Here is a 15926-nt window from a genome sequence, read left to right as displayed (position 1 = left end):
GGGCTAACGTTATTTTTAGGTGGGAAAATGGGAAGTTTGAAGTCGAGCAAAATTAACCGATAAATCAGATGTGGCGCACTCTTTGTTCCGATGTTTTGTAGTTGTTTGAATCTTATTGGATTAATTTTTAAACTTTAGGTTTAATTGAGTTTTAATTTCGATATGTTTATGATTTTAAATGATAAATCATTGTTTTTGTCTGGTATTGATATTTTGGTTGTGATCTCCTTATTAGTTATCTAGAATTCGCCGCTTTTTATAAAATAATAAGTACCTAGAGTGTATCTAGGTGCTGAGATTAACTTACTTATTTTTGGGGACTTCCTGTGTCGACGAAACTGGCGAATCCTGCTCCATTAGGTTTAATGGGCTTTGGTATGACGACTATCCTGCTGAACATTCACAATGCGGGCTATTTTCCTATTGATGCAATGATCTTAGCGATGGGCATTTTCTATGGCGGACTCGGCCAAATCATTGTCGGCATTATGTGTTTTATGCGAGGTGATACCTTCGGGACAACCGCATTTACTTCCTACGGTTTATTTTGGCTAACCTTAGTCGGGTTGATTTTAATGCCTAATGCCGGAATTGCGGCGAGCCCAACCCACTTTATGGGATGGTATTTAACCCTGTGGGGGATCTTTACTGCTTTTATGTTCGTCGGTTCGCTACGCTACCCAAGAGCGAAACAGTTTGTGTTTGCCTCGCTCACCATTTTGTTCTTCCTGTTGGCGGCAAGAGATTTCACTGGCAGCGCCTTGATTGGCACTATCGCGGGTTTTGAAGGGATTATCTGTGGCGCGAGTGCGATTTACTTTGCCATGGCGCAAGTGCTCAACAATGAATATGGCCGCACGATTTTGCCGATTGGTGAGTTAAAAGCAAAGGCTTAAGCGTCATTCATGGCGTTTAATATTTAACAAAAAGGCTGAATGATTCAGCCTTTTTGTTTTTGAAAGCCTGTGCCGTTTAGGTTAGATTTTTGCTTTAATAAACGCGCTACAGGCCTCATCTAAACTGCGATTGGAAATATAACTGGTGCCGGTTTTATGGGTGATAAGAAAACCCTTTTCCGTTGGCACAATACGGTAAATATCCGTCCAAAGGATTTGGCTTTTAACGTATTGTGATTGGGTGCTAATCCCTTGTTCATCGACAATCAGCGTGACTTCATTATTGGCGGCCTTGCTCATCATCTGCCGCATCAACCACCAGGCTTTGTTGTATTTCACATTCAAGGCTTCAATTACCCCGAGTCCGACAAAAAAATAGGCCAGATAGAGGCTGACATCCGCAAAAATCAGTGCAATACCAATGAGTCCAAACCCCATAGCCTTATAGTAAGGTTTGAGCGTGGGATCGGGTTTAACGGACTGGGTATAACACTCGTCAAAATGCGCTTTATCTAAGATATAAGTAGTGGAATAACAATAAGGTGTTGTCATCGAGTTATCTAATATTGGAAAGCCTGATTGTGCGCTAGTTTAGCGGTTTAGCCTGTCAAAGTAACGATTTTTAGGGTTGGATCTAAGGAGTGGATAAGGCGAGGAATACTAAATTTATGTATCCCGTCGCCTTCGGATTAACACTTAATAACGATTGCGTTCGTTGGGCAGATCGCTGAGATACTCTACAAATTCGACCTCAAAGCCATGGGCATCGAAGAAGTAGATATTGCGCCGGAAAGGATCTTCCATGCCATCTTTGGCTATCGGAAAACCGGCTTGGGTTAGTCTTGCTATCACGGCATCTAAATCACTCACCACAAAGGCAAAATGGGCTAAACCAATTTGATGGCCCGTTAAGTCGCGGTTTTCGCCTTCACCGTTATCGCTAAAGGCAATGTACTGATAATCATCGCCAAAGTGGATCCAATTGCGCGGCTTGCCGTACCAAGTCCCTTTATCTCCGCCACGGACACGCCAATGGGGGAAGGCGGCTTGATAAAAAGTGAGTGCTTTGGGGATGTCGTCAACGACTAGGTTGATGTGTTCTAAATGGATCATGATGCGTTCCTTGTAATGATTTTAGTCAGAGTGATAAACATCCAAGCTGCTTACATACCGTAGCAGTATTCCTGCTGCTTGGGGTAGGGTTGATGAATATGGCGTTGGCGTATCGGTGCTAAGGCTTGGGCGTATTGGTGCAACATAAACAGGCTGTATTGCACTCTTTCCCTGAGGTCGATATCCCGCGCTCCTTGGGGCGTAGCGTTGAGTACATTCTCGACATTACGGATGATCAAATGGTCGGGAATCGGCACTAATTTATTGTTTTTGAGTGCATTCATTTTGACTTCCACAATGGGGTAAGCACCGCTAATGCCGCTGCAAACTGAAATCAACAACACCGGCTTATGGGCGGTTTCCTGACGGCTACACATCAAAAGGAAGTTTTTAAGCAGTGGCGATGCCATCCCACCCCATTCCGGTGTGATCAAAACCAGGGCATCCGCAGCATCCACCCTTTGCTCAATCTCAGGCCAATGTTCGCCCTTGTTGTCTTCTTCACCGTCCCAAAATGGCAAATTGAACTGGCAAAGCTCTAAGTGATGGATAGCGTCGTAACCGACACTATGGGGCGATAAAAAACTGGTTTCGGCTATGTATCTCGCGACTTTAGCGCTTTGTGAATGAGCTCTTTGGCTGGTGCTGATGATGAGTAAGTTCATTATGTAAACCTATTTGTTTATAAATTATTTATAAGGTAATTACTTTATATAATCTTGTAAAGGATAAAATAAATAAAAAACTTTATTTATTCTGTTAAAAGGTGGGCGATTGAGGGATAATCCGAGGCGAAGAGCGGAGAGCGCATATGAAAACCACTGATAAGATTATTCAATTACTCAAGCTGCATGGCCCTTTAACGGCAAAGGCCCTAGCGGAAGAACTGGCCCTGACCACTATGGGGGTTCGGCAGCATTTGCAGGCCTTAGAGGATGCGGGTGATGTCGATATTGAAGATAGAGTCGAAGGTCGTGGACGCCCAACCCGATATTGGGGACTAACGGAGCAGAGTCGGACTCACTTTGCCGATCGTCACAGTGAGCTTAGTTTGCAATTGATTGATTCCGTTAAAATGATATTTGGTGATCAAGGCCTAGATAAACTGATTGAGCATAGGGAGCACACGGCTATGCAGCAGTATCGCAGCGCGATGCAAGGCATGACGGATATTGCCAGTCGTTTAACTAAATTGGTGGAGCTGCGTACCCTTGAAGGCTATATGGCTACGCAGGAACAAGCGGATGGAGTTTTCTGGTTGCTTGAAAATCACTGCCCAATTTGCAGCGCAGCAACTAAGTGCCAAAACTTTTGCCGCTCCGAACTGCAACAGTTCCAGCAATTATTTGCCGATATCGCCACTGTGAGCCGTGAAGAGCATATCATCGACGGCGCCCGTCGCTGCGCCTATCGCATTGCGCCTTTATCTTAGCGCTGGGTGGGGTTATGCAATCAAAACGTGGTCGTCTCGACAGATATCTTGCCGTTAAGCTGCAAATTCACCGTAAAGCCGTGCGAGAACTCTTGCTGGCGGAGCGAGTGTATGTGGATGGCGCGCCTGCGAAAGCGCTCGATCTGCTGGTGGATGAATTTTCCCATATAGTGTTTGATGGACAAGTCTTACAGGCCAATAAGCCTGTGTATCTGATGCTACATAAACCCGTTGGCGTAGTGAGTGCCACCAAAGACACAGAGCACCGCACAGTGATTGATTTACTCGACTGTGATGCTCGCAATGAGCTGCATATTGCAGGGCGGTTAGATTTAAACTCTTCGGGTTTATTGCTGCTGACCAATGATAGCCGTTGGTCCGAGGCGCTCATGTCGCCCGATCAAAAAGTGGATAAAGTGTATCGGGTGACTTTAGCGAATCCTTTGAGTGAGGAGTATATCGCGGCATTCGCGCAGGGGATGTATTTTGGCTTTGAAGATATCACCACGCAGCCAGCAAAGCTGACTATCCTCGACACTCATATTGCTGAAGTCACGCTAAGGGAAGGAAAGTATCATCAAATCAAGCGGATGTTTGGTCGTTTCCGTAATCCAGTGGTGGGATTGCATCGCCTTTCTATCGGTGAGATTACCTTGGATGATGGCTTAAAGCCGGGCGAGAGTCGCATGTTAACGGCGCAGGAGGTGGCTTCTGTCTATCTTGCAGGGAAGTTAGCCTAGTTCAGCGTTTATGGAACAAGCATTAAGCCACCTTGCCTTGCGGGAAGATGGCTCTGTGCCTGAGTTATCTATCGATGATTGATAATGACGTTGCAGCCTTAGAGTTCGGCATGTGGGCCAAAGACTTCGTAGTGCATTTGCTTGCTAGGTACACCGAAGGCGAGTAATTGCTGTTTGATCGAAGCCATAAAGCCAATCGGGCCACAGAAATAGTAATGTGCGTTGGCCACGATTTTATCGGCGACGGAGGTTAAGTCCATTGTGCCTTTAAAATCATAATCTTGGCCTAACACATCAGCCTTTGTCGGCTCTCTGTACCATACATGGCTGGCAAGATTCGCATGTTGGCCGAGTTTGTTTTTGATGGCCGATTTAAATCCGTGTACTCCACCGTGTTCGCAGGCATGTAACCAAGTCACTGCACTTGGATGTTTAAGCTTTAAGAGTTGATTTAACATGCTTTTCATCGGCGTTTGCCCAACCCCCGCCGAAATTAACACGACAGGCGTTTCAGCTTGAATCGCTAAAGTGAAATCGCCCGCAGGTGGCATCACTGAAAGTGTGTCACCGACTTGCAGTACATCGTGCAGTAGATTTGATACTTGGCCATTAAGCTCACGCTTTACCGTGATCCGATAGCTTTGACCATTTGGAGCATCTGAGAGTGAATATTGGCGAATTTCATCGAAGGCAAGCTTAGGATGTTGCGCCTTAATGCTTAAGTATTGTCCTGGAACAAAGTCTTTTACCGCTTTGCCATCCACGGGCGTTAATACAAAGGAGGCTATTTCTAAGGACTCGGCTTTTTTCTCACTAATGATAAATTCACGCACTCCCGACCAGCCGCCATCCTGCTGTGCACTTTCTTGATAAATCTGTGCTTCACGATTGATAAAGATATTGGCTAAAAATCCATAGGCATCGGCCCATGCCGTTAATACTTCTTCTGTGACGGCTTCTCCGCCCAGCTCTTTGAGTGTCGCCAATAGGTGGCTACCGACAATCGCATATTGTTCTGGTTGGATTAAAAATCCTGTGTGTTTGTGGGCGATGCGCTCAACAGCCGAACCGAGTGCACCTAAGTTATCAATGTTTTTGGCATAGGCCGCAACTGCGTTAAACAGCGCGACGGGCTGACCGCCTGAATGCTGATGTGCCAAGTTAAATACATCTTTTAACTCAGGATTATGTTTAAACATCCGTTCGTAAAAATGTTGAGTGAGTGCGGGACCAGCAGATTCGAGTAGGGGAATGGTGCTTTTAATCACTTGGATGGTACGGCTATCCAACATAATGAATCCTTAACATGCTTTATTTATGAATGTTATATAAGTTTAAAGGTACATTTGATTTAGATCAATAAAAATCACACCTAAAACTGTTAGGTGTGATTTTTGCGAGGATAGGTATTGAGTAATGAAGTCGTAGGCACAGTGAACCTGTGCCTACGAAGAAATGTTAAAGCCTAAATGCGCTCACCTGATTACGCATACTATTGGCAAGTTTTGTGAGATTAAGTACGGATTCACTCAACTCTAAGGCTGAGTTAGTGGAGTGTTCGGCAATATCACTGATGGCGATAATGCTGCGGTTGATGCTCTCGGCTACGCTGCTTTGCTCCTCGGCAGCCGTAGCGATATGAGTATTTAACTCGGTGATATTGTCGACGGAGGCGACAATCTCTTTTAATGCTTGGCCAGCTTGATTCGCCTTATCGTTGGCATCATCCACTTGATTGATACCGACCTCCATCGCATTCACCGCTTCTTTTACGCCTTGTTGTAGAGTGGCGATCATCGCTTCAATTTCTTGAGTCGATTTTTGGGTGCGCTGCGCTAATGTCCTGACTTCATCGGCGACCACCGCAAAACCTCGACCTTGCTCTCCGGCGCGGGCGGCTTCAATCGCCGCATTTAATGCTAGTAGATTGGTTTGTTCGGCAATACTTTTGATCACATCCAATACCCGACCGATGTTTTGGCTTTCATTCGATAAAAAGCCAATCACTTGCGCCGTTTTTTGAATTTGCTCAGAAAGTTGCGACATGCTGGTGATGGATTGCATCACAATATGATTACCATTGGCGGCATAATTATCCGCATCCTTGGCGGAATCTGCAGCCGCTGCGGCGCTTTGAGCCACTTCGGCAACGGTGGCCGTCATCTCATTCATGGCCGTTGCCGTTTGTTCGGTTTCCGCCTGTTGCTGCTGCATACGTTTATTGGTCGCTTGTGTAAAACTGCTCAGCTCTGTCGCTGAGCTATTAACCGTATTTGCGGCTTCGGCAATCGAGTGCAAAATGCCCCGCAGATGTTCAATCACTTGGGTCAGGCTAGTGGAGATCTGCCCGAGTTCATCGTCGTTGAAGGTTTTAAACTTAACAGTGAGATCAGAGTCTTGTCGTATCGTTTTAAGATTTTCAACAATATCACGTATCGGATTCATCACGCTGCGATTCACCCAGAGCCCAATCACTATGCTGATCAGCATGGCGATACCCGCAAGGGTGATAAAAATAGAAATGGAGGATTGGTAAATACCGTTTACGCCATCTTTCTCCTGACCGGCGATCTTAATTTGCAGATCAATCAGTTCGGAGACTTTACCGCTGATGGGATCGATGGCGTTATACAAAGGTAATATTTTGTCGTTCAGTTGATGCACCACATCGCCATTTATTCCCCGAAGATACGTGATTAACAGCTCTATTTGTTCATTGGCGGGAGTAAATAAACGCTCAGCTTGCTGCGCGAGTTGCGATTCTTCCTTGGTAAGCTCAGTTGATAGGTATTTCTGCCAGCGTTGATTGACTGTGGATTTAGCACTTTCAAGGGCATTGATGGCCTGAGAAGCCGTAAAGCCGCCGGCATTAGCCTTATTCACCGCATCAATCACATCCACGGCATATTTATCGGCAATCACTTTGAGATCATCAAGGGGGACGACTCGATCGTTATAGATGCGTTCGACGCCGTATTCGATTTTTCCCATCATATTGATAGCGATAAAACCGATAGTCAGTAGCATTAGGAGCGGCACGAGAATGCCAATAAACATTTTTTGTTTTATTTGTAGACCATTCATATGGATTTCCTCGGTGAAACAAGGGAGTCCTTTAGGCAGAGCTCGAGCTGTCCCTATGATGAGTCTGTATGAATAGTTATAGCAAATTTAAGGAAGGTGATAAGTTACTTAAGGAAATTTAATCGCAGATACAAAAAAACCTCGCTAAGCGAGGTTTAAATGTTGGTACAGATGAGAGGACTTGAACCTCCACGCCCGCAAGGGCACTAGCACCTGAAGCTAGCGTGTCTACCAATTCCACCACATCTGCATTGGTATCCGACATTGTGTCGAATTTTAATTTGAATCGCAATTTGGTACAGGTGAGAGGACTTGAACCTCCACGCCCGCAAGGGCACTAGCACCTGAAGCTAGCGTGTCTACCAATTCCACCACACCTGCACTGTACTTTATTGCGATTCTTTAACACTAGTCGCTAAGGCAACCAATTTAAAGATGGTGCCCGAACCCGGAATCGAACCAGGGACACGAGGATTTTCAATCCTCTGCTCTACCGACTGAGCTATTCGGGCGACGGGCGCAATTTAAAGGCTTTTCGGCTTTTGAGTCAACTGATTTTTACGAAATAATGTAAAAAGTAGTGCGGTTGGATAAGTTTTACTCGAATAGCGTATTTATTGACTCTTACCCAGATGAAAAGGAACTTGGCGCGCTGCAGAACCTAAAAGGGAAGGGGCATCAAACGGTGAACTTAAGATAAAAAAATGCCCCTTATAAAGGGGCATTTACGCTTAGTTCGATAAGATTTCGTTGTTTGGGAAGTTAGCTTGCATTACCATGAGCACGTTTTGCTTCAGTTGGTTCTGACCTAACTCGCCATAAGCTTCTGCCATAATTTCCAGTGCTCGTTCCGTTGAAGGGGTGCCGGGATATGTTTCCAACACAGATTGAGCACGAACGGCCGCAGCACTCCAAGCGTTCATTTTGAGATAATACTCAGCAACTTGAATGGAATATTTTGCTAAACGGTTTTTCAGCGACAACATGCGTTTTTGCGCATCGGCAGCATATTTGCTGTTGGGATAGGTTTTGATTAAACGATCAAAATCCTTAAAGGCATCTTGGGCATTTTTAGGATCGCGGTCGGTTCTATCGATATTCAACATATCGTGGAACAGATAGCTGTCCGCCTGCATATTGACGAGTCCACGCATATAGTAGACATAGTCGATATTCGGATGAGTTGGGTTTAAACGGATGAATCTGTCAATGTTGGCAATGCCAGAGGCAACATCGTCCATTTTGTAATAGGCATAAATCAGATCTAACTGAACCTGAGTTTTATGTGGTCCGAAGGGAAAGCGTGAGTCTAACGCTTCCAATGAACGGACGGCTTTAGAGTAATTGCCAAGTTCCATGGAGGTTCTTGCCTGAGAATAGAGCACATCAGGTGAGGTTTTGGCGGCAATATCGTTATCTTCAGGACTGCTGCTACAGGCTGATAACGCTAGCGAAAATAGGACTAAGGTTAAGCCTTTGGAGAATTTATACATACTTGAATTCAATTCTTTATAAGTTGTAGTTAAGAATTTTTCCATTTCACGATAAAATAGAAAGCATTCGATTGTAACAGATAGCACACATTTTTTGACCCCAAAATGGGGATACGGTTCCTATGACACAAGAGATTAATCTAAAAAGCGAGATTTCGGCAACACAAACTGGCCTGAGATTGGATCAAGCACTGGCTGAGTTGTTCCCAGATTACTCGCGCACGCGCATCAAGGAATGGATCCTATCTGATGCAGTCTATGTTGATGGCGTGATGGTGAATAAGCCGCGCGAAAAGGTATTCGAGCTGCAGCGCATTGAAATTAATGCCACGCTCGAAGAAGAAGTGCATGCGGCCGCACAAGCTATTGAGCTGGATATTGTCTATGAAGACGATGATATCTTAGTGATCAATAAACAAGCGGGACTAGTGGTTCACCCCGGTGCTGGCAATGCCGATGGCACTCTGATGAACGCCCTGTTGCATCACTGCCCGAATATTGAGCACGTGCCACGTGCGGGTATTGTGCATCGTCTGGATAAAGACACCACAGGTTTGATGGTGGTGGCCAAAACGGTTGAAGCACAAACCCATTTAGTGGCTGCATTGCAAGCCCGTGAAATCACCCGTGAGTACGAGGCGATTGTCCTCGGCACTATGACAGCGGGCGGTACAGTCGATGAGCCTATTGGTCGTCATCCGACAAAACGCACCCACATGGCGGTGCATCATTCGGGGAAACCCGCGGTGACCCATTACCGTGTGGCGGAAAAATTCCGTAATCACACCCGTTTAAGATTGCGTTTAGAATCGGGCCGTACTCACCAAATCCGCGTGCATATGGCATATATTGGCCATGTGTTGGTGGGTGACCCAGTTTATGGCGGCCGTCCAAAACCACCCAAGGCAGCAAGCCCTGAGTTTTTCGAGATCCTGAAAAACTTTAAACGCCAAGCGCTGCATGCGGTGCGTCTGGAGTTAGCGCATCCTGTTACCTGTGAAATCATGAGCTGGACCGCGCCTATTCCAGAAGATATGGTGATTCTGACCAAAGCACTGCGTCAAGATACCTTAGAACATCCAGTCGAGTACTAAGCTATGCTGCTTCACGATTGGCCTGTACCGGATAATGTGGCAATTGCGATGACTGACCGCCACAGCGGTGTGAGTCTCGCGCCCTACGACAGCCTGAACTTGGGGCTGCATGTGGGGGATGCGCCGCAGCAGGTATTGGCTAATCGTGGCATTTTGGCAAAACTGCTAGGGCTTGCGACTGAGCCTGTGTGGTTGGAACAAGTTCACGGTACTCAGGTGGTTGATTTGGCGGATATCGCCCCAATCAATCTTGCCCAAGAAGCTCAATCAGAGAGTGTGGACGCGCAAGCGCCACCTTTGGTGGCCGATGCCAGTTATAGCAATCTCGCTGGGCGAGTTTGTGTGGTGATGACTGCTGACTGTTTGCCAGTACTTCTGTGTAATCAACAAGGTACTGAAGTCGCCGCTGCCCATGCTGGCTGGCGCGGACTCTGTGATGGGGTAATTGAGGCGAGTGTGGCAAAATTTGCCTCTGAGCCGAGTGAGCTGATTGCCTATCTAGGGCCTGCCATTGGGCCCAAGACCTTTGAGGTTGGCGCCGAGGTGCGTGCAGCCTTTATTGCAACAGATCCTAACGCTGCAAACTGCTTTGTCGCTCAATGTCAGGCAACTAAACCGGACAAGTACCTCGCCGATATTATCGGATTAGCCAAATTGCGCTTAAAGCAACTTGGCATTACGCAGGTTTACAGCGCCGATATTTGCACTGTCTCTAGCCCAGATTATTTCTCTTATCGCCGCGATAAAGTTACTGGCCGTATGGCGTCATTGATCTGGCTTAAGTCTTAGGTTTATTCCCCTACAATTTGTATTAATTTCCCGCCGTCTTGCTTGAAATCGGTTAAATAGCCCCCATCTTTTAACTAACAAAATGTTATACCTCATTTGTGAGTTTTAGGAGGCTGTATGCGACTCGATCGTATGACCAATAAATTTCAGCTTGCCATCTCAGATGCCCAGTCGCTCGCGCTCGGGCGTGATCATCAGTTTATCGAACCGTTACATTTGATGATGGCGCTGCTCAACCAGGATTCTGGTTCAATCCATCCTTTATTAACTCAAGCTGGCATTCGGGTGAGTGCGCTGCGCTCGCTCTTAAGCCAAGAACTTGAACGTCTGCCACAAGTCGAAGGCACTGGTGGCGATGTGCAATTATCCCAAGGTTTAATTCGGTTATTAAACCTGTGCGACAAGTTGGCGCAAAAGCGCAAAGACAAATATATTTCCAGTGAGTTGTTTGTTTTAGCGGCACTCGAAGGCAGTGATGCCTTAGCACAATGCTTAAAGAAATCCGGCGCCACCAAAGAGCTGCTGGAGCAAACCATTGAGCAAGTACGCGGTGGTCAAAATGTGGATGATCCTAACGCGGAAGACCAACGCCAAGCGCTGAAAAAGTTTACTGTCGATCTCACCGAGCGTGCTGAGCAGGGCAAACTTGACCCTGTGATTGGCCGTGACGATGAGATCCGCCGCACCATTCAAGTGCTGCAACGCCGTAGTAAAAACAACCCTGTGTTGATTGGTGAGCCAGGCGTGGGTAAAACCGCGATTGTTGAAGGTCTCGCTCAGCGTATTGTGAACGGTGAAGTGCCTGAAGGAATTAAAAATAAACGCGTTTTATCTTTAGACATGGGCGCACTGATTGCGGGCGCTAAATACCGTGGTGAGTTTGAAGAGCGTTTAAAAGCTGTGCTTAACGAGCTGGCGCAGGAAGAAGGCCAAGTGATCCTCTTTATCGACGAACTGCACACTATGGTGGGCGCGGGTAAAGGCGATGGCGCTATGGATGCGGGCAATATGTTAAAGCCTGCGCTGGCCCGTGGCGATCTTCACTGTGTGGGCGCGACCACTCTCGACGAATATCGTCAATATATTGAAAAGGATGCCGCCCTTGAGCGCCGCTTCCAAAAAGTATTAGTGGATGAGCCTAGCGTTGAAGATACCATTGCGATTTTGCGTGGTCTCAAAGAGCGTTACGAGCTGCATCACCATGTGGAAATTACCGATCCGGCGATTGTGGCGGCGGCCACTATGTCGCACCGTTATGTGTCGGACCGTAAATTACCCGATAAAGCCATCGACTTGATTGACGAGGCGGCATCGAGTATCCGTATGCAGATGGACTCTAAGCCCGAATCCCTCGACAGATTGGAGCGCCGTGCTATCCAGTTGAAACTGGAAGAGCAGGCATTAGCCAAAGAAAACGATGAGGCGAGCCGCCGTCGACTCGAACATTTACGTGTCGAGTTGCATGAGGTTGAGGCTAAGGCGTCGGAGCTTAACGAAATCTGGCGCACCGAAAAAGCAGCGCTGGCAGGAACTCAGCATATTAAAGCTGACCTTGAACAAGCACGGATGGATTTAGAGGTGGCACGTCGCGCGGGCGACCTGACCCGTATGTCCGAGCTGCAATATGGCCGTATTCCAGAGCTTGAAAAGCAATTGGACTTAGCATCGCAAGCCGAAATGCAGGACATGACGCTGCTACGCAATAAAGTCACAGACTTAGAAATCGCCGAAGTGTTATCAAAGGCGACGGGGATTCCGGTTTCTAAGATGCTCGAAGGCGAGCGTGAAAAGCTGCTGCAAATGGAAGTGGCACTGCATGAGCGGGTGATTGGCCAAAACGAAGCAGTGGATGCGGTCGCCAATGCGATTCGCCGTAGCCGCGCAGGGCTTGCCGATCCGAATCGTCCTATTGGTTCGTTCCTGTTCTTAGGACCAACCGGTGTGGGTAAAACTGAGCTGTGTAAGTCGTTGGCTAAGTTCCTCTTCGATACGGAATCGGCCTTAGTGCGCATCGACATGTCTGAATTTATGGAGAAACACGCGGTTTCCCGTTTAGTGGGGGCGCCTCCAGGCTATGTCGGCTATGAAGAGGGCGGCTACTTAACCGAAGCGGTGCGCCGTAAACCTTATTCAGTGATTTTGCTCGATGAGGTGGAAAAGGCACACCCAGACGTGTTCAACATTTTGCTGCAAGTGCTGGATGATGGCCGCTTAACCGATGGTCAAGGCCGTACCGTCGACTTTAGAAATACGGTGATCATCATGACCTCAAACTTAGGCTCTGACATTATCCAAGAAGGATTTGGTCACCTAAGTTACAGCGAAATGAAGAGCGCGGTGATGAATGTGGTTACTCATAGCTTTAGACCCGAGTTCTTAAACCGGATCGACGAGTCTGTGGTATTCCATCCCTTGGATGCGGAAAATATCAAGCATATTGCTTCTATCCAAATTGCTTCATTGCGTAAGCGTTTGGCAGAGAAAGACTATACGCTGGAGATCACCGACGAGGCATTATCATTAATCGCCGAAATTGGTTTCGACCCAGTCTATGGCGCAAGACCGCTGAAACGTGCCTTGCAGCAAGAGATGGAAAACCCATTAGCGCAAAAATTACTGCGTGGCGATTTACTGCCCGGCAAACCTATCAAGGTCAGTTGCGCCAGTGGTGAGTTGGTATTCGAGCAATAATTTGCGCGGATGATTAACGTGCTAAATACTGCTTAACTTAAATAAAAAAACCGAAGTCTCAGGCTTCGGTTTTTTTATATCTATATGCTACAGATATAATGTTCGCTAACCCTAAAAGAATGGCTAGCAATAGCGTGGCGTTGCTATTAAGGCTTCAGTAGATCCTATAACAAACGCAGAACGCTATTTCTTATCGCAAAACAGTTTTATCCGTTGCTGATTCTCGCTAATCGCCGCTTGGCGTTCTTCTTCTGTCATCGCGACAGGTTCTTTATTACCGTCTGCTTGGCGGGTAAGTTTGGTATGAGTCGTTAACACATCTAAATTATGTTTAGCATTTTCACAAATCGCTTCGGCTTGCTTAGCGTCTTTCTCTTTAATTAACGCCGCCGACTTTTCGGACTCGGACATTTCAGGAGGGGCATCTTTTTTAACGGGAGCGATATAGCCAATCTTACCTGGCTCAATATCTTCGCTATAAAGTTGCTGCGTTTTGGGTTGCTCCTGCTCCGGTGGCTGCTGACTGTAATGGGTGACACCATTCTCATCGACCCAAGTGTAAATCACCCCAGCTAATACGGGCTGAGTGAGCAGCATTAAGCATGCAATCCGCAGAAACATTGCGCTAACCTTGGCTTTTCTTAACATAAAAATCATCCCTAAGGGTCACCATCGACATGATAGTAAAATATGCTATCTTGAAGCCTACTTCCATTTCAGCTCATAGCTTTATAAGTGTATGCAAAATTCCACGAATCAAACAGTAAAGAATAAAGGTATCTATTTACTGCCGAATTTATTCACCACTGCAGGCTTGTTTTCCGGCTTCTATGCTGTGATTGCCTCTATGAATGCTAACTTTGAAGCGGCGGCGATTGCGATTTTTGTGGCCATGATTTGCGATGGCTTAGACGGCAGAGTGGCAAGGTTAACGAATACCCAAAGTGACTTTGGTGCCGAATATGACAGCATGGCGGACATGGTGTCATTTGGTATGGCGCCTGCGTTGCTCGCCTATAATTGGGCGCTTGCGGATTTAGGCAAAGTTGGTTGGCTCGCAGCATTTATCTATTGTGCGGGCGCCGCATTAAGGCTTGCTCGTTTTAATACTCAGGTCGGCGTGGCAGATAAGCGTTACTTTCAAGGGTTAGCGAGTCCTGCTGCCGCGGCCGTCATTGCAGGTAGTATTTGGCTTGGTAATCAGTACAACCTCGATGGTAAGAATATCAGTTGGATTGCCGGATTGATTACGGCCACCACGGGATTATTAATGGTGAGTAATTTCCGTTATCACTCATTTAAGGAAATTGACTGGCGCGGCAAAGTGAATTTCATTGCTATCTTATTTGTGGTTGGCGTATTCGTGGTGGTGTCGGTGCAACCAGCATTAATTCTCTGTATTGGTTTTTACCTCTACGCCATCTCGGGGCCAGTGATAACTATTCGTACCGTGAGAAAACTAAAAGTGGCGCACATTGTGGGCGATGGAGAGCATGAAAAGGAACAGGACGCGGGAGAGAGCAGAAAGAGTTCAACAAATTCTGCGGATAAGCCTTAGGCCGACAGTTCCTACATTCACAAGCTTTTATTCCATGAGTTAGTTCTACGGTTCAAGAGTCGCTATTCGTTACTCTTGAACCGTTTCCCTCATCCAACATATATACATCTATATATGCAAAAGTTTTAAAGCGTCCTTTCTTAAGGCTATTCAGTCTATAGAATTCCCTGCACATCCATTCCGCGTATGCCAAACTTATCAACCCAAGTGACAAAGATAGCAGCATATTTATCCGATATTCTCAGTTTTGCTGGTTATTTGCTCACTTAACGTAATTTGTTAAAAAAGCCCTTGCACAAAAAGTTCTGCTGCCTATAATGCGCATACACTGACACGGCAGACAGCGAAAGCAAGCGCGGTATCAGTGCGAATCGGATGCAAAATGTTCACTTGGTTCGAAAGCATCAAGAAGTTTGCAAAAACGCCTTGACGCCAAATGGGAAATGCGTAGAATACGCAGCCCTGACCCGCTGAGCGGTAACGCGAAGTAGATGGTCAAATGCTCTTTAACAATCTAAACAAGAAATCTGTGTGGACACTCACAGGTGTTGAGTTAATCGAAATTACTCTGCCGTTTGGCGAGTAATCAAAATTTAAATCAATGAATGAGTGTTCATAGCAATATGTACAGTTTGTTTTGACTTTCGAGTCGAAACGACAAATCAGAATTCATTGAGTCGTTTAACGCGAGTTAAACAAAAAACTTTTAATTGAAGAGTTTGATCATGGCTCAGATTGAACGCTGGCGGCAGGCCTAACACATGCAAGTCGAGCGGCAGCACAAGGGAGTTTACTCCTGAGGTGGCGAGCGGCGGACGGGTGAGTAATGCCTAGGGATCTGCCCAGTCGTGGGGGATAACAGTTGGAAACGACTGCTAATACCGCATACGCCCTACGGGGGAAAGGAGGGGACCTTCGGGCCTTCCGCGATTGGATGAACCTAGGTGGGATTAGCTAGTTGGTGAGGTAATGGCTCACCAAGGCGACGATCCCTAGCTGTTCTGAGAGGATGATCAGCCACACTGGGACTGAGACA

At 46.6% G+C, this 15926-nt stretch carries 14 protein-coding genes, 3 tRNA genes and 1 rRNA gene; 8 read left to right on the top strand and 10 right to left on the bottom strand.

All coding sequences use genetic code 11. From position 1 onward, the window contains the following. The first annotated feature begins 326 nt into the window (after nt 1–326). Nucleotides 327–896 carry an acetate uptake transporter gene (locus M0415_RS12385; RefSeq protein WP_011718002.1) on the top strand — a complete coding sequence of 190 codons (570 nt, stop codon included), beginning with the start codon at nt 327–329 and terminating at the stop codon, nt 894–896. A gap of 81 nt (nt 897–977) precedes the next feature. Here M0415_RS12385 and M0415_RS12380 read toward each other — a convergent pair whose 3' ends face one another. The 3 genes from M0415_RS12380 to M0415_RS12370 form a co-directional block, all read right to left on the bottom strand. Further along, nucleotides 978–1448, bottom strand: coding sequence for a YcxB family protein (locus tag M0415_RS12380; protein WP_011718001.1), 471 nt, complete (start codon nt 1446–1448; stop codon nt 978–980). A gap of 144 nt (nt 1449–1592) precedes the next feature. Then, the gene (locus M0415_RS12375; RefSeq protein ID WP_086904221.1) at nt 1593–2009 is read right to left on the bottom strand and encodes a VOC family protein; all 417 of its coding nucleotides are present in this window, start codon (nt 2007–2009) and stop codon (nt 1593–1595) included. Between the two features lie 50 nt (nt 2010–2059). Then, nucleotides 2060–2674, bottom strand: a complete 615-nt coding sequence (locus M0415_RS12370; protein WP_249556063.1) for an NADPH-dependent FMN reductase — start codon at nt 2672–2674, stop codon at nt 2060–2062. A 146-nt stretch (nt 2675–2820) separates the two neighbouring features. On the opposite strand from M0415_RS12370, the gene M0415_RS12365 reads away from it, so the two are divergent. Further along, on the top strand, nt 2821–3441 hold the full coding sequence (locus tag M0415_RS12365; RefSeq protein WP_249556062.1) for a helix-turn-helix transcriptional regulator: 621 nt from the start codon (nt 2821–2823) through the stop codon (nt 3439–3441). A gap of 14 nt (nt 3442–3455) precedes the next feature. Beyond that, entirely contained in the window at nt 3456–4181 is a 726-nt protein-coding gene (locus M0415_RS12360) for a pseudouridine synthase (RefSeq protein ID WP_249556061.1), read from the top strand. Between the two features lie 98 nt (nt 4182–4279). Here M0415_RS12360 and hmpA read toward each other — a convergent pair whose 3' ends face one another. The 6 genes from hmpA to M0415_RS12330 form a co-directional block, all read right to left on the bottom strand. Then, nucleotides 4280–5473: an NO-inducible flavohemoprotein gene (hmpA, locus tag M0415_RS12355; RefSeq protein WP_249556060.1), complete on the bottom strand. Its 1194-nt coding sequence runs from the start codon at nt 5471–5473 to the stop codon at nt 4280–4282. A 166-nt stretch (nt 5474–5639) separates the two neighbouring features. Then, nucleotides 5640–7265: a methyl-accepting chemotaxis protein gene (locus M0415_RS12350; protein WP_249556059.1), complete on the bottom strand. Its 1626-nt coding sequence runs from the start codon at nt 7263–7265 to the stop codon at nt 5640–5642. A 163-nt stretch (nt 7266–7428) separates the two neighbouring features. Continuing rightward, nucleotides 7429–7515 (bottom strand) — tRNA-Leu (locus M0415_RS12345). Between the two features lie 44 nt (nt 7516–7559). Next, nucleotides 7560–7646 (bottom strand) — tRNA-Leu (locus tag M0415_RS12340). Between the two features lie 55 nt (nt 7647–7701). After that, nucleotides 7702–7777, bottom strand: a tRNA-Phe gene (locus M0415_RS12335). A 219-nt stretch (nt 7778–7996) separates the two neighbouring features. Next, nucleotides 7997–8758 (bottom strand): outer membrane protein assembly factor BamD, encoded by a 762-nt coding sequence (locus M0415_RS12330; protein ID WP_088210383.1) that lies wholly within the window; start codon nt 8756–8758, stop codon nt 7997–7999. A gap of 122 nt (nt 8759–8880) precedes the next feature. Between M0415_RS12330 and rluD the strand changes: the two genes are divergently transcribed. The 3 genes from rluD to clpB all read left to right on the top strand — a co-directional run bounded on the left by rluD (nt 8881) and on the right by clpB (nt 13332). Next, nucleotides 8881–9852 (top strand): 23S rRNA pseudouridine(1911/1915/1917) synthase RluD, encoded by a 972-nt coding sequence (gene rluD, locus M0415_RS12325; protein ID WP_011623739.1) that lies wholly within the window; start codon nt 8881–8883, stop codon nt 9850–9852. Between the two features lie 3 nt (nt 9853–9855). Then, complete coding sequence (gene pgeF, locus M0415_RS12320; protein WP_249556058.1) at nt 9856–10641, top strand: peptidoglycan editing factor PgeF; 786 nt, start codon at nt 9856–9858, stop codon at nt 10639–10641. Between the two features lie 117 nt (nt 10642–10758). Beyond that, nucleotides 10759–13332, top strand: coding sequence for an ATP-dependent chaperone ClpB (clpB, locus tag M0415_RS12315; RefSeq protein WP_249556057.1), 2574 nt, complete (start codon nt 10759–10761; stop codon nt 13330–13332). 183 nt (nt 13333–13515) lie between these two features. Here clpB and M0415_RS12310 read toward each other — a convergent pair whose 3' ends face one another. Continuing rightward, complete coding sequence (locus tag M0415_RS12310; RefSeq protein ID WP_086904721.1) at nt 13516–13980, bottom strand: DUF4124 domain-containing protein; 465 nt, start codon at nt 13978–13980, stop codon at nt 13516–13518. 91 nt (nt 13981–14071) lie between these two features. Between M0415_RS12310 and pssA the strand changes: the two genes are divergently transcribed. Together pssA and M0415_RS12300 are read left to right on the top strand one after the other, a co-directional pair. Beyond that, the gene (gene pssA, locus M0415_RS12305; RefSeq protein ID WP_086904714.1) at nt 14072–14890 is read left to right on the top strand and encodes a CDP-diacylglycerol--serine O-phosphatidyltransferase; all 819 of its coding nucleotides are present in this window, start codon (nt 14072–14074) and stop codon (nt 14888–14890) included. A gap of 707 nt (nt 14891–15597) precedes the next feature. Then, a 16S ribosomal RNA gene (locus M0415_RS12300) occupies nt 15598–15926 on the top strand; the annotation flags it as partial.

Source organism: Shewanella sp. 10B (genome assembly GCF_023475885.1).
Taxonomy (GTDB): Bacteria; Pseudomonadota; Gammaproteobacteria; order Enterobacterales; family Shewanellaceae; genus Shewanella; species Shewanella mangrovisoli.
Note: the sequence above shows the minus strand (reverse complement) of the source record. Positions and strands in the feature narration are given on the sequence as shown.

Excerpts from the sequence above, each read along its gene's own strand:
- M0415_RS12380 (WP_011718001.1), bottom strand. The coding sequence starts at position 1,448 with ATGACAACACCTTATTGTTATTCCACTACTTATATCTTAGATAAAGCG.
- M0415_RS12375 (WP_086904221.1), bottom strand. The coding sequence starts at position 2,009 with ATGATCCATTTAGAACACATCAACCTAGTCGTTGACGACATCCCCAAA.
- M0415_RS12370 (WP_249556063.1), bottom strand. The coding sequence starts at position 2,674 with ATGAACTTACTCATCATCAGCACCAGCCAAAGAGCTCATTCACAAAGC.
- M0415_RS12365 (WP_249556062.1), top strand. The coding sequence starts at position 2,821 with ATGAAAACCACTGATAAGATTATTCAATTACTCAAGCTGCATGGCCCT.
- M0415_RS12360 (WP_249556061.1), top strand. The coding sequence starts at position 3,456 with ATGCAATCAAAACGTGGTCGTCTCGACAGATATCTTGCCGTTAAGCTG.
- hmpA (WP_249556060.1), bottom strand. The coding sequence starts at position 5,473 with ATGTTGGATAGCCGTACCATCCAAGTGATTAAAAGCACCATTCCCCTA.
- M0415_RS12350 (WP_249556059.1), bottom strand. The coding sequence starts at position 7,265 with ATGAATGGTCTACAAATAAAACAAAAAATGTTTATTGGCATTCTCGTG.
- M0415_RS12330 (WP_088210383.1), bottom strand. The coding sequence starts at position 8,758 with ATGTATAAATTCTCCAAAGGCTTAACCTTAGTCCTATTTTCGCTAGCG.
- rluD (WP_011623739.1), top strand. The coding sequence starts at position 8,881 with ATGACACAAGAGATTAATCTAAAAAGCGAGATTTCGGCAACACAAACT.
- pgeF (WP_249556058.1), top strand. The coding sequence starts at position 9,856 with ATGCTGCTTCACGATTGGCCTGTACCGGATAATGTGGCAATTGCGATG.
- clpB (WP_249556057.1), top strand. The coding sequence starts at position 10,759 with ATGCGACTCGATCGTATGACCAATAAATTTCAGCTTGCCATCTCAGAT.
- M0415_RS12310 (WP_086904721.1), bottom strand. The coding sequence starts at position 13,980 with ATGTTAAGAAAAGCCAAGGTTAGCGCAATGTTTCTGCGGATTGCATGC.
- pssA (WP_086904714.1), top strand. The coding sequence starts at position 14,072 with ATGCAAAATTCCACGAATCAAACAGTAAAGAATAAAGGTATCTATTTA.